11 protein-coding genes and 1 tRNA gene are annotated in these 13217 nt (G+C 62.4%); 6 read left to right on the top strand and 6 right to left on the bottom strand.

All coding sequences use genetic code 11. The features are described from left to right. Positions 1–32: 32 nt before the first annotated feature. From clpX to AC1DZ5_RS06815, 6 genes are all read right to left on the bottom strand, one after another. Positions 33–1298, bottom strand: coding sequence for an ATP-dependent Clp protease ATP-binding subunit ClpX (gene clpX / locus AC1DZ5_RS06840; RefSeq protein WP_310338598.1), 1266 nt, complete (start codon positions 1296–1298; stop codon positions 33–35). A gap of 101 nt (positions 1299–1399) precedes the next feature. Further along, complete coding sequence (clpP, locus tag AC1DZ5_RS06835; RefSeq protein WP_255413700.1) at positions 1400–2029, bottom strand: ATP-dependent Clp endopeptidase proteolytic subunit ClpP; 630 nt, start codon at positions 2027–2029, stop codon at positions 1400–1402. A gap of 137 nt (positions 2030–2166) precedes the next feature. After that, on the bottom strand, positions 2167–3477 hold the full coding sequence (gene tig, locus AC1DZ5_RS06830) for a trigger factor (protein ID WP_477887404.1): 1311 nt from the start codon (positions 3475–3477) through the stop codon (positions 2167–2169). 70 nt (positions 3478–3547) lie between these two features. After that, a tRNA-Leu gene (locus tag AC1DZ5_RS06825) sits at positions 3548–3634 on the bottom strand. Positions 3635–3747: 113 nt separating this feature from the next. Further along, positions 3748–6903: an efflux RND transporter permease subunit gene (locus AC1DZ5_RS06820; RefSeq protein WP_477887402.1), complete on the bottom strand. Its 3156-nt coding sequence runs from the start codon at positions 6901–6903 to the stop codon at positions 3748–3750. Positions 6904–6910: 7 nt separating this feature from the next. Continuing rightward, positions 6911–8080, bottom strand: a complete 1170-nt coding sequence (locus AC1DZ5_RS06815; RefSeq protein ID WP_477887400.1) for an efflux RND transporter periplasmic adaptor subunit — start codon at positions 8078–8080, stop codon at positions 6911–6913. A 146-nt stretch (positions 8081–8226) separates the two neighbouring features. On the opposite strand from AC1DZ5_RS06815, the gene hpnC reads away from it, so the two are divergent. From hpnC to AC1DZ5_RS06785, 6 genes are all read left to right on the top strand, one after another. After that, positions 8227–9084 (top strand): squalene synthase HpnC, encoded by an 858-nt coding sequence (gene hpnC, locus AC1DZ5_RS06810; protein ID WP_477887398.1) that lies wholly within the window; start codon positions 8227–8229, stop codon positions 9082–9084. Positions 9085–9306: 222 nt separating this feature from the next. After that, positions 9307–10221, top strand: a complete 915-nt coding sequence (locus AC1DZ5_RS06805) for a hypothetical protein (protein WP_477887396.1) — start codon at positions 9307–9309, stop codon at positions 10219–10221. 30 nt (positions 10222–10251) lie between these two features. After that, positions 10252–11091: a presqualene diphosphate synthase HpnD gene (gene hpnD / locus AC1DZ5_RS06800; protein WP_477887394.1), complete on the top strand. Its 840-nt coding sequence runs from the start codon at positions 10252–10254 to the stop codon at positions 11089–11091. Further along, a complete protein-coding gene (gene hpnE, locus AC1DZ5_RS06795) occupies positions 11088–12389 on the top strand; it encodes a hydroxysqualene dehydroxylase HpnE (RefSeq protein WP_477887392.1) in 1302 nt (433 codons plus the stop codon). Before hpnD ends, hpnE begins: the two co-directional genes overlap by 4 nt. Positions 12390–12456: 67 nt before the next feature. Then, complete coding sequence (locus AC1DZ5_RS06790; RefSeq protein ID WP_477887390.1) at positions 12457–12822, top strand: DUF6463 family protein; 366 nt, start codon at positions 12457–12459, stop codon at positions 12820–12822. 12 nt (positions 12823–12834) lie between these two features. After that, entirely contained in the window at positions 12835–13209 is a 375-nt protein-coding gene (locus tag AC1DZ5_RS06785) for a hypothetical protein (RefSeq protein WP_477887388.1), read from the top strand. Positions 13210–13217: the final 8 nt, after the last annotated feature.

Genomic DNA, 13217 nt, shown 5'->3' with positions numbered 1-13217 from the left:
CCATGTAAATCTGGTCATTGGACGGGTGGCAATCAGGCCTTTTTGGCCGATTCGCGATAAACCAGCAAGGGTGGCTTGTTTTCTTCGATGGTGGACTCGTCGACCACCACCTTCTCAACGTTGACCGCATTGGGCAACTCGTACATGGTGTCAATCAGCGATTGCTCCAGAATGGAACGCAGGCCTCGGGCGCCGGTCTTGCGAATCAGGGCACGCTTGGCAATGGCCTTGAGGGCGGCAGGACGAATTTCCAGCTCTGCACCTTCCATAGCCAGCAACTTGGCGTACTGCTTGACCAGCGCATTCTTGGGCTCGGTCAGGATTTGCACCAGAGCGTCTTCCGTCAGCTCGGCCAGGGTTGCCACCACAGGCATGCGGCCTACGAGCTCAGGAATCAGACCAAACTTGATCAGATCCTCAGGCTCCACTTCCTTGAACACCTCGGTCAGCGCGCGCTGTTGCTTACTCTTTACAGCGGCGCCAAAGCCTATGCCGGACGATTCTGTGCGGTTCTCGATGACCTTTTCCAGACCCGAGAAAGCGCCACCGCAAATGAACAAAATGTTCGTGGTGTCGATCTGCACGAAGTCTTGGTTAGGGTGCTTGCGCCCGCCTTGCGGAGGAACGCTGGCCATGGTGCCTTCAATCAGCTTCAGCAGGGCCTGCTGCACGCCCTCACCCGACACGTCACGCGTGATGGAGGGGTTATCAGACTTTCGGGAAATTTTGTCGATTTCGTCGATATAGACGATGCCGCGCTGGGCGCGGTCCACATCGTAGTTGCAGCTTTGCAGCAACTTCAGGACGATGTTTTCGACGTCTTCGCCCACATAGCCGGCTTCGGTCAGTGTCGTGGCATCGGCCATCACAAACGGCACATCCAGCATGCGCGCCAGCGTTTGCGCCAGCAAGGTCTTGCCGGAACCGGTTGGGCCAATCAGCAAGATGTTGCTCTTGGCCAGCTCCACGTCGTCCTTCTTGGCTTTTTCCTTGTGCTTGAGGCGCTTGTAGTGGTTGTACACCGCTACCGCCAGCGTGCGCTTGGCAGGCTCTTGCCCGATGACGTAGTTGTCCAGGTTGGCCTTGATGTCGGAGGGCGTGGGCAGGTCGCCGCGGCCGTCCTTGTTCTCGGTCGTCGCAGGCAACTCGTCGCGAATGATCTCGTTGCAGAGTTCGATGCACTCGTCGCACACAAACACCGACGGGCCAGCGATCAGCTTCTTGACCTCGTGTTGGCTCTTGCCGCAGAAAGAGCAATACAAGGTTTTTTCGCTGGTTGAGCCTTTTTTCTCGGCCATGTGAAGTCTGCCTTTTCCGCTAAGTTAACCAATGATAACCAAATAAAAACGGTGCCTTTCCATCAGAAAGACACCGTTGGGGGATGCTTTCGCAGCTCCGATCAGGGGCGCTTGGCAATCACCTGGTCCACCAAGCCGTACTCTTTGGCTTCGTCGGCAGACAGGTAATAGTCACGCTCGGTGTCACGCTCGATCTTTTCCAGTGGCTGTCCGGTGCGCTCGGCCAAAATCTTGTTGAGCTGCTCGCGGGTCTTCAGGATCTCGCGGGCGTGGATCTCGATTTCTGTGGCCTGGCCTTGGGTACCGCCCAAAGGCTGGTGAATCATGACCTTGGAGTTGGGCAGCGAGAAACGCTTGCCCTTGGCACCCGCAGCCAGCAGGAAGGCGCCCATGCTGGCGGCCATGCCGGTACACAGTGTGGACACGTCGGGCTTGATGAAGTTCATGGTGTCGTAAATCGCCATGCCTGCGCTCACTGAGCCGCCGGGAGAGTTGATGTAGAACGAAATGTCCTTGTCTGGGTTTTCGCTTTCCAGAAACAGCAGCTGTGCCACCACCAGGTTGGCGGTCTGGTCATTCACCGGGCCCACCAGAAAGATCACACGCTCTTTGAGCAGGCGCGAATAAATATCGTAGGAGCGCTCACCGCGGCCCGACTGCTCAATGACCATAGGAACCATGCCCAGGGCCTGGGTTTCCATTGCGCCGGACATTCCATATTTCACGTTCATAAGCTCTCCAAATTGAAGTAGTAACTGTACCGAAAAACCGTAGCCTCCATGCAAATGGGGCTTGACCGCTGGACTGCAAGTCCCGCGCAAGCCCCATTTCTGTACCAGCGTGCAGCGCACACCGGGCGCACAGGTACTTAGTTCTGGCCCATCAGCTCGTCAAACGAGATGGATTTGTCAGACACCTTGGCTTTGGCCAACACAAATTCAGTCACATTGTTTTCGATCACGATGGCTTCCACTTCGGCCATGCGGCGGTTGTCGCCGAAGTACCAACGCACCACGTCAGCAGGCTTTTCGTAGCTGGCAGCCAGCTCGTCGATGTGGGCCTTGATCTGTTCGGGCTTGGCAGCCAAGTCATTGGCACGCACCAGCTCAGCCACCACCAGGCCCAGACGCACGCGGCGCTCGGCTTGGGGACGGAAGATGTCGTCAGGGATAGGCGCCTTGTCTGCGTCCTTGATGCCACGCTGCTTCAGATCAGCACGGGCGTTTTCGATCATGCGGTCCAGTTCAGCTTGCACGCTGGACTTGGGCAGGTCCAATTCGGCCTTGGCAACCAAGGCGTCCATGGCGGCCTGCTTGTTGCGGGCCAGCAGGCGGTGCTTGACTTCACGTTCCAGGTTCTTGCGGATGTCGGCGCGCAGCGCTTCCACGGTGCCTTCGGCAATGCCCAGGGACTTGGCCAGTTCGGCGTCCACAGCCGGCAGGTTGGCGGCTTCGAGCTTCTTCAGGGTGACCATGAAGTCGGCAGTTTTGCCAGCCACGTCTTTGCCATGGTAGTCAGCGGGGAAGGCCAAGGGAAAAGTCTTGCTTTCACCAGTCTTCATGCCGCGGGTTGCGTCTTCAAATTCCTTCAGCATCTGGCCGTCGCCCAGGATGAACTGGAAGTCGTCAGCTTTGCCGCCGGAAAACACTTCACCGTCGATCTTGCCTTCGAAGTCCACGGTCACGCGATCGGTGTCTTGCGCAGCGGTACCTTGGGCGCGCTGGGCGAAGGTACGGCGCTGCTTGCGCAGGATTTCGATGGTTTTGTCGATGGCTTCGTCGGTCACATCGGCTGCCAGCTTTTCGATTTCGGCCGTAGCCAGATCAGCGATCTTGACTTCGGGGAACACTTCGAAGATGGCGTCAAAGGCCATTTGGCCTTCGGGAGCGACTTCGCTCTCGGTGATTTTGGGTTGGCCAGCCACGCGCAGCTTGGCTTCGTTGGCGGCGGTGGCGAAGGCCTCGCCCACCTTGTCGTTCATCACTTCGTAGTGCACGGAGTAACCGTAGCGCTGTGTCACCACGTTCATGGGCACCTTGCCGGGACGAAAACCGTCCATCTTCACGGTGCGGGCCAGCTTGCGCAGACGGCTTTCCACCTCAGTCTGGATCACGCCCACGGGCAGGTTCAAAGTGATCTTGCGCTCCAGCTTTTCCAGAGTTTCTACAGTAACGGCCATGGCTAACTCCTAATTTTGGTTTTGGCAGGACTTTCACCTGCGGCATCCATCAAAGATGCCTGTTTAAGGTTGGTGCGCGGGGGGGGACTCGAACCCCCACACTGTTGCCAGCGTCAGGACCTAAACCTGGTGCGTCTACCAATTTCGCCACCCGCGCAAAAAACAACAATGGGAGGCCGGGAGTACCTGCTGGCTTACGCCGCAAGACCCTGACCCCCCATTTGAAATCGGTCAACCCGCTATTTTAACCTGCGGAAAGACCGCTTTCGATCAGACCGGCTTTACCGGCTCGCGTTTGACCCTGAACCAGGCGGCATACATGGCTGGCAATGCCAGCAAAGTCAGCACGGTCGCCACGATCAACCCGCCCATGATGGCCACGGCCATAGGGCCCCAGAACACCGAGCGGGACAGCGGAATCATGGCCAGCACCGCAGCAGCAGCCGTCAGCACGATGGGGCGCAAACGCCGCACTGCCGACTCGACAATGGCGTCCCAGGCAGGGATGCCATTGGCCCGGTCCTGCTCGATCTGGTCGATCAGGATCACCGAGTTGCGCTGGATCATGCCCATCAGGGCGATCACACCCAGCAGCGCCACAAAACCAAACGGACGGCCCAGCAGGATCAGCGCACCCGCCACACCGGCAATGCCCAGCGGCCCGGTGATGAACACCAGCAGTGCGCGGCTGAAGCTATGCAGTTGCAGCATCAGCAGCGTGAAGGTCAGGAACAGCATGACAGGAACACCCGCCACGATGGAGGCCGAGCCCTTGGAGCTTTCTTCCACCGCACCGGCCACCTGGATGGCGTAGCCCTGGTAGCCCGCTTTTTGCCACTGGGCTTCCAGAGCTTTCAGCTTGGGCTGCAGCTCGGCAGTCACGGTGGCGCCTTGCAGGCCTTCCACGATGTCACCTTGCACGGTGATGGCGTAGTCGCGGTTCTCGCGCCACATCACACCGGGCTCCCAGGTGAACACGGGCTTGGCGATCTGCGTGAGCGGGATCGACTTGCCACTGGCCGTGGGCAGGTAGGCGTTGGCAATGTCGGTGATGGCATTGCGCTCGTCCAGCGGCTGACGCAGCACGATATCAATGAGCTTGTCGCCCTCGCGGTACTGGCCCACGGTGGTACCGGCCAGCACGGTCTTGGACGCTTGTGCGATGGACTGGCTGGTCACACCCAGGGCGCGAGCCTTGGCCTGGTCCACTTCCAGACGCAGCACCTTGACGGGCTCGTTCCAGTTGTCGTTTACGCCGCGCGTGTTGGAGCTGGCGCGCATCACGGCCTTGACCTCATCGGCACGCTCACGCAGCGCCAGGGGCTCGGGGCCGACCACGCGGAACTGCACCGGGTAAGGCACGGGCGGGCCGTTGGGCAGCAGCTTGACGCGGCCACGCACCTCGGGGAATTCGGTGGCCAACAGCGCCGGCAACTTCACGCGCAGCGACTCGCGCACCTTCAAATCCTTGGGAATGATGATGAACTGCGACACGTTGGACTGGGGGAACACCTGGTCCAGCGGCAGGTAGAAGCGCGGCACGCCGGAGCCGATCCAGGTACTGACGGTGTTAACGCCCTCTTCCTGCATCAGGCGCTTTTCCACGCGCTGGGTAACTTCCTGGTTGGCGGCGAAGGATGTGCCTTCGGGGAACCAGATGTCCACCAGCACCTCTGGGCGGCTGGAGTCCGGGAAGAACTGCTGCTGCACCTTGCCCATGCCGAATATCCCCAGGGCAAACACCAGAATAGTGGCGCCAATCGTCAGCCAGCGGTGCTGCACACACCAGTTCACGGTCTTGCGGAAGATGTTGTAGAACGGCGTGTCGAAGTGCTCAGTGTGGACGGATTCTTCGCCCGGATGGTGCTTGTGCTCCTTGAGCAGCAGCGTACCCAGGTAAGGCACAAAGTACACCGACACAAACCAGCTCAGGATCAGCGCCAGCACTGTCACCGCGAAGATGGCGAAGGTGTATTCACCGGTGGTGGACTTGGCCAGGCCAATGGGTAAAAAACCCACCGCGGTGATTAAAGTGCCCGTCAACATGGGCATGGCGGTCACTTCATACGCAAACGTGGCGGCACGCACTTTGTCGTAGCCCTCCTCCATCTTGCGCACCATCATTTCCACCGCAATGATGGCGTCGTCCACCAGCAGGCCCAGCGCGATGATGAGCGAGCCCAGCGAAATCTTGTGCAGGCCAATGCCCCAGTAATACATACCGAGGAAGGTCACGGCCAGCACCAGCGGAATGGTGATGCCCACCACCAGGCCCGGGCGGATGTCCAGAATCCAGCGCTTCCACAGCGGGTTGTTACCGGGGCGCTTGTGCAAGCCCAGGGCGATAAAGCTCACGGCCAGCACGATCACCACGGCTTCGATCAATACGCGCACAAACTCGCCCACCGAGGTGGTCACCGACTTGGGCTGGTCCTGCAACTGCACCAGTTTGATACCGGCAGGCAGGTCTTTCTCAATACCCTTGAAGACGGATTCCAGCGAATGGCCCAGCGCAATGATGTCGCCGCCCTTGGTCATGGAGACACCCAGCGCAATTACTTCTTTGCCCTGGTGGTGCACCTTCACGGCGGGCGGGTCCACATAGCCCTTGGCGATGGTGGCAATGTCTTTCAGGCGCAACTGGTTGCCCGATGCGCCGCGGATGGGCATGGCTTCGAGCTCTTCCACGCGGTTGAACTGGCCGCCCACACGCACCTGCACCACGTCCAGCGGGGTTTGCACGGCGCCGGCGGATTCCACTGCGTTTTGCTGGCCCAGTTGGGCCAGCACCTGGGTCATGTCCAGCCCGAGTTGGGCCAGGCGCTTTTGCGAGATCTCGATGTAGAGCTTCTCATCCTGCGCGCCGAACAGCTCCACCTTGGCCACATCGGGCACGCGCAGCAGGCGCTGGCGCACGTCATCGGCAAAGGTCTTGAGCTCGGCGTAGTTGAAGCCATCGGCCTCCAGCGCGTAGATCACGCCATACACATCACCGAAATCGTCGTTGAAGAATGGGCCGACCACGCCACCGGGCAAGGTGCCGCGGATGTCGCCCACCTTCTTGCGCACGCTGTACCAGACGTTGGGCACATCCGCGGGGCGGCTGGAGTCCTTGATCTGGAAAATGATTTGCGACTCACCGGGCTTGGAATAGCTGCGGATCTTGTCGGCGTAGGGCACCTCTTGCAGGGTGCGCTCGATCTTGTCGGTGACCTGCTCGGCCACCTGCTGCGCCGTAGCGCCCGGCCAGTAGGTGCGTACCACCATGGCGCGGAAGGTGAAGGGCGGGTCTTCGTCCTGCCCCAGCTGGAAGTAGGAAGCTACCCCCAAGAGCAACAGCACGATCATCAAATAGCGCGTGAGCGCCGCGTGGTCCAAGGCCCACTTGGAAAGGTTGAAACCTTTTTTGGGTTCGTCGAGGTTCATGGGCAGCTCACTTGGCAGCAGAGGCGCTGGCTGCCGGGGCGGCAGCTGCTACAGATTCAGGAGCTGCTGGCGCAGCAGCCACGGGGGCTGGAGCACCTTTTTGCAGATAGAGGCTGACTTTCTGGCCGGGAGACAGCACATGCACACCCGCCACCACCACCTGGGTGCCGGGCTGCAGGCCATCAGCCACCACCACCTCGTTGCCATCGGCCGTGGCCACGGTGATGGGCTGCAGCTTCACGGTCATGCTCGCCGCGTCCAACACCCACACCGCCGTGGACTTGCCACTCTGGTACAGCGCACTAGTGGGCAGTTTGACGACTTGCACACCGCTGCGGTCAAACGCCTGCGGCACCACGGACACGGTCGTGCCCAGCGCCAGCGCGTCTTTCGCATCCAGGCCCACCTTCACGGTGAACGTGCGCGTCACGGGGTCGGCACTGGCCGCCACTTCGCGCACCACTCCCTTGACCGTGGTCTTGCTGGCCCAGACCCGCACGTCTACCGACGAACCAGCCTTAATGAGCGCCACCTTGTCTTCAGGCACCGCGAACACCACGTCGCGCGGGCCGTCCTGGGCAATCTGCACCACCGGCGTGCCGGCGGTCACCACCTGGCCTGGCTCGGCGGAAATGGCGGTCACCACGCCCGACACATCAGCCACCAGCGTGGTGTACGACGCCTGGTTGCCCTGGCTGTTCAATTGGGCTTGCGCCTGGTCCAACTGGGCCTGGGCGGCTTTCAGCGTGGTGTCGCGGCGTTCCAGTTCGGCGCCGCTGATGAAGTTCTGGTCGCGCAGTTCCTTGAAGCGCTTGAAGTCGGCGGCGGCCAGGTCGCGGTTGGTGGCAGCAGCAGCCACCTGGGCGCGCGCGGCTTCGGCGGCTAGTTTGTAGTCTTGGGGATCCAGCTGGGCCAGCACCTGGCCGGCTTTCACAACTTGGCCCAGCTCCACCGGGCGGCGCACCAGCTTGCCCGCTACGCGAAAGCCCAGACGGGATTCGACGCGGGGCCGTACCTCGCCCGAAAACTCGGCACCGGACTGGATGCTGTCCAGCCCCACGGTGACCACTTTCACCGCGCGGATCGGTTCTTCGGAGGGCGCGGGCTTGGAGCACGCGGCGAGTACCAGCGCTGCTGCAATGAGCGTGGCCCCGGTGGCAAAAGATTTGAGTTGCATGGTGGCAGGTGCGGAAAGGAAAGAAAAAAGGCAGCTGAAACCAGGCTCAACCACCAACTAATGACCGACTGGTTAGTAATTTAGGGTAACTACTGGCCTTTGTCAAGCCGGGGTAAAGCAAAACCCGCCGCGGGCACAATCGCCCCATGCCCACCGCCCCCGCCGCTACGCCGATTACCCATTACGAGAACTTTCCCGTGGCCTCCTGGCTGTGCCCGCCGCACCTGCGCGCGCCGATCGCCGCGATTTACCACTTCGCCCGCACCGCGGACGACATTGCCGACGAGGGCGACGCCAGCCCCGCCCAGCGCCTGGCCAGCCTGCAGGCCTACCGCCAGGCGCTGCAACAGGCGGCAGAGGGCGGCACCGCTTTTGCCGATTGGCCCCAGGTGTTTGGCCCGCTAAAGGGGGCGATTCAGCAATACGCCCTGCCCACCCAGCTACTGCACGACCTGCTGGACGCGTTTGTACAAGACATTGAAAAGACCCGCGACCGCACGGGCTACGCCGACGAGGCCGAGCTGCTGGACTACTGCCGCCGCTCCGCCAACCCCGTGGGCCGGCTGCTGCTGCATCTGTATGGCGTGCACGACGCGCAGGCCCTGGCGCAAAGCGACGCGATCTGCACCGCGCTGCAGCTCATCAACTTCTGGCAAGACCTGAGCGTGGACATCCCGCGTGGCCGCTACTACCTGAGCGATGCCGCGCGCGCCCAGTTTGGCGTGCCGCAGGCCGATGTGCTGGCCCAACGCCAGACCGAGTCCGCTACCAAAATGATAGCTGCCAGCGCACAGTCTGCGCTGGCTAGCATGCTGCGGGGTGCTCCATTGGTGCACCGCCTGCCGGGCCGCACGGGCTGGGAACTGCGCCTGGTGGTGCAAGGCGGGCTGCGCATTCTGGACAAGATCGCCGCGCTGGACTACCGCACCCTGGGCCAGCGCCCGGTGCTGCGGGCCTGGGATTTCCCGCTGCTGCTGTGGCGTGCCTGGCGCATGCGCGCCTAAGCGCAGCCCACCGGCTCCGCACCGCATTGGGGCACGCACACCCCAACCATGAACGCTCCTAAATTAATAGCTACTACCGCACATTGGACGCGGGCTATAGCGCTATCCAACCCCAAACGCACCTGACCGAACGGTCCACTTTTTAAGCGCCAAACTCGGGCATTCCCCTAGAACTTTGGCAGGGTTGTGGCCTATGGCCATGGTCCAATCAATGACATGCCCGTGTCCGTCAAAAAACAAGAAAATCTGCAAAATCGTTGGACCCGTCGCTCACTGCTCCACCTCGCCGGTGCCAGCCTGGCGTTGGGCGGCGCCTGCACGGCCCGCGCCCAGTCCCCCATGCTGGTGGTCTACCCCAACCTCAATGCCAATGGCACCGACAACCTGGGCTACCGCGTGCTGGAGCTCGCGCTGCAGCGCTGTGGCAAGCCCTACACCCTGAGCCTGCACCCCATCGCCGTCAACGACGAGCGCGCCCGCGCCATGCTGCGCCGGGGCGAAGTGAATGTGGCGGACTTTGGTTCGGGCGCCGAGTTCGAGAAAGCCTTCAACGCGGTCTACTTCCCCATCGACCGCGGCTTGCTGGGCTACCGGCTCAGCCTGATCCACTACAGCCTGGAAAACGAATTTGCCCGCGTGGGCAACCTCACGCAACTGCGCCGCTTTCGCGCGGGGCAAGGCCTGGGCTGGTCCAACAACGCCATCATGCAGGCCGCCGGCATCTCGGTGGTGACCGGGCCCACGCTGGAATCGCTGTTCCCCATGTTGGAGGCCAAGCGCTTTGACTTTTTGCCGCTGGGCATGAACGAGGTGTATGGCTTCTCTGAGCAGTACGGCGACTTTGCCCCCTCCATGGTGGTGGACCCGCATGTGCTGCTGATCTACCGCTTTGCCCGCCTCTTTTATCTGCGGCCCGACTGCACCGAACTGCACGCAATGATCCTGTCCGGCCTCAAACGTGCGTTTGCCGAAGGCGCGTTCCAGAAACTACTGGCCAGCGACCCCTCGGTGCGCCGCGCCCTGCAGCGCGCCAAGCTGGCGCAGCGGACCACCATCACCATCGACAACCCGCAACTCACCGATGCGTTTTTGACAATCCCGGACGAGTACTACTTCAAACCCTCCGAGTTCCGCTAGCGACGGCCGCGGGATGTAACAATCCCCGCCATGACCCCAGAGCAATACGTCCAGGACAAAGCCGCCGCCAGCGGCAGCAGCTTCTACTACGCCTTCCTGTTTCTGCCCGCCCCCCGGCGCGCCGCCATCACCGCGTTTTATGCCTTCTGCCGCGAGGTGGATGACGTAGTGGACGAGATGATGGACCCTGGGGTGGCAGCAACCAAGCTGGCATGGTGGCAGACCGAGGTGGCCCAGTCCTTTGCGGGCAACCCCGTGCACCCGGTGATGAAGGCGCTGATGCCGCACACCGCGCTGTACGGCATCGAGGCACGCCACCTGCTGGGCGTCATTGAGGGCTGCCAAATGGACCTGGAACAAACCCGCTACCTGGACTACCCCAACCTGCAGCGCTACTGCCACCTGGTGGCCGGCGTGGTGGGCGAGGTGGCCGCGCGCATCTTCGGCCAGACCGACGCGCAAACCACCGCCTACGCCCACAAGCTGGGCCAGGCCCTGCAGCTCACCAATATCCTGCGCGACGTGGGCGAAGACGCCATGCGTGGGCGCATCTACCTGCCGGTCAACGAACTGCAGCAGTTCGATGTGAAGGCGCATGAGATCTTGAAGCGCACCTACTCGGACCGCTTCACCGCCCTCATGAAATTCCAGGCGCAGCGCGCCCAAGGCTTGTACGACGAAGCGCTGGCCCTGCTGCCCGCTGCGGACCGCCGCACGCAAAAGCCCGGCCTGATGATGGCCAGCATCTACCGCGCCCTGCTGCGCGAGATCGAGTCCGACAACTTCCAGGTGCTGCACCAGCGCATCGCGCTCACGCCGCTGCGCAAGTTCTGGCTGGCGTGGAAGGTGCAAGCCTTAGGCAGGCTGTGAAAGTAGCGGTTGTAGGCGCCGGCTGGGGCGGCATGGCCGCTGCGGTCACCGCCACACAAGCCGGCCACCACGCTACAGTTTTTGAAGCAGCCCGCGCAGTCGGCGGGCGGGCCAGAGCCCTGAATGGCACCTTGCCCAACGGCACGCCCGTGGTGCTGGACAACGGCCAACACATCCTCATTGGCGCCTACTCCGAGACACTCAAACTCATGCGTACCGTGGGTGTGGACCCACAGCAAACGCTGCTGCGCCTGCCGCTCACGCTACTTTTCCCCGATGGCGACGGCCTGGCCCTGCCCGACTGGCCGAGCCCGCTGGATGCGCTGGCCGGCATTGCGAGTGCCAAGGGCTGGACCTGGGCCGACAAATGGAGTTTGTTGCGCGCCGCCACCGGCTGGCAGCTGGGCGGCTTTGCCTGCGCGCCACAAACTACCGTGGCCGACCTGTGCCGCACGCTCACGCCCACTGTGCTGGCCACCATGATCGACCCGCTGTGCGTGTCGGCGCTGAACACGCCGGCCAATCGGGCCAGTGGCCAGGTGTTCCTCACCGTGCTGCGCGACTCGCTGTTTGGTGGGCGCGGCAGCTCCAACCTGCTGTTGCCCCGCGCCGACCTGGCCACGTTGTTCCCGCAAGCCGCAGCCACCTGGCTGCAGGCGCAGGGTGGCGTGGTGCGGTTGGGCACGCGTGTGGATCAGCTCACCCCCCAACACCCAGGCACCGGTTGGCTGGTGAACGGCCAAGCTTTTGACGCCGTGCTGTGGGCCACTTCCTCATCGAATGCGGCCCTAGCCCTTGTGGAATATGCGCAAGCAGCTCCTGAAACCATAGCAACCGCCATGCAAACGTGGGCTGCCACCGCGCAGGCCCTGCAGTTTGAAGCCATTGCCACCGTCTATGCCCATGCAGCCAGCGCCCGCTTGAGCCAGCCCATGCTGGCGCTGCGCAGCGACGCAACCAATCCCGCCCAATTTGTCTTCGACCGCGGCCAACTCGGTGGCCAGTCCGGTGGTGTTCAGGGCTTGCTGGCCTTTGTGGTCAGCGCCAGTGAGGGCGACCGCGACACCCTGCAAACCCAGGTGCTGGCCCAGGCGCAAGCCCAGCTGGGCCTAGCGCTCACGCCGCTGCAAACCGTGGTGGAAAAACGCGCCACCTTTGCCTGCACGCCGGGGCTGGTGCGCCCACAGCAGGCCATCGCGCCCGGCCTCTGGGCCTGTGGCGACTATGTGGATGGCCCCTACCCCGCCACGCTGGAAGGCGCAGTGCGCAGCGGGGTGGCGGCCGCAGGCTTTTTATAAAATCAACTATCTTTTAAATTACTTAAATGCTATATTTATGGAAAGTTAGTTTCCATAAAGGCATTGCATGGCACACACCGTCGCGTGGTTCATGGTCGTTCTGGGCCTGGGGCACATCGCCTACGGCCTGCGCAAATACCGCGCCCCGCTGCGCGCCGCCTGGGGCGGTGGCTACATCGGGCAGTTTGCGGCCACAGACGAACGCCGTACCGCCTTCTGGTTCCTGATCTTTGGCCCATTGCTGCTACTGGCCGGGCACACCGCCCTGCACGCCGCGGCCACGGCTGACCTAGCGCTGCTGAAGATCGTGGGCAGCTACCTGCTGCTCACCGGCGTGCTCGGGGCCGCCGCGTTTCCCAAGTCGCCCTTCTGGGCTGCCCTGCCCGCCGGCCCGCTGCTCATCGCCACGGGTTACGGCTGGCTTTCTCTGTAAAAGGAACCCTCCATGTCCAGCTCTGCCTTCAGCGCCAAAGTCTTCGCGGTCTACCTGTTCCTGGCCGGCGCCACGCTGGTGCTCGCGCCCAACCTGCTGCTGTCTCTGCTGCAGATACCGCAAACCCCGGAGGTCTGGATTCGCGTGGTGGGGCTGGTGGCCTTCATGATCGGCGTGTACGCCTGGGTCGCGGCCCGCCACGAGTTCAAGCCCTTCCTCGTCGCCTCCGTCTACACACGCTTCATCGTCTTTGTGGCGTTCACGGCCTTTGCCCTCACCGGGCTGGGTAGCCCCATGATCATCCTGTTTGGCTTGGCGGATCTGGCCGGCGGCATCTGGACCCACTGTGCCCTGCGCGCTGATGCCCGCTGGGACGGCACTACTTGAGAGCGAAC

The sequence above is a fragment of the Rhodoferax sp. P1_F3 genome (genome assembly GCF_056405715.1).
The sequence above is the reverse complement of the archived record's forward strand: the minus strand, read 5'-3'. Positions and strand labels throughout refer to the sequence as shown.

Bases quoted from the DNA above. Each gene is read 5' to 3' on its own strand.
- AC1DZ5_RS06820 (WP_477887402.1), bottom strand. From the start codon at position 6,903: ATGAACCTCGACGAACCCAAAAAAGGTTTCAACCTTTCCAAGTGGGCC.
- clpX (WP_310338598.1), bottom strand. From the start codon at position 1,298: ATGGCCGAGAAAAAAGGCTCAACCAGCGAAAAAACCTTGTATTGCTCT.
- AC1DZ5_RS06785 (WP_477887388.1), top strand. From the start codon at position 12,835: ATGTCCAGCTCTGCCTTCAGCGCCAAAGTCTTCGCGGTCTACCTGTTC.
- hpnD (WP_477887394.1), top strand. From the start codon at position 10,252: ATGACCCCAGAGCAATACGTCCAGGACAAAGCCGCCGCCAGCGGCAGC.
- hpnC (WP_477887398.1), top strand. From the start codon at position 8,227: ATGCCCACCGCCCCCGCCGCTACGCCGATTACCCATTACGAGAACTTT.
- AC1DZ5_RS06790 (WP_477887390.1), top strand. From the start codon at position 12,457: ATGGCACACACCGTCGCGTGGTTCATGGTCGTTCTGGGCCTGGGGCAC.
- AC1DZ5_RS06815 (WP_477887400.1), bottom strand. From the start codon at position 8,080: ATGCAACTCAAATCTTTTGCCACCGGGGCCACGCTCATTGCAGCAGCG.
- tig (WP_477887404.1), bottom strand. From the start codon at position 3,477: ATGGCCGTTACTGTAGAAACTCTGGAAAAGCTGGAGCGCAAGATCACT.
- clpP (WP_255413700.1), bottom strand. From the start codon at position 2,029: ATGAACGTGAAATATGGAATGTCCGGCGCAATGGAAACCCAGGCCCTG.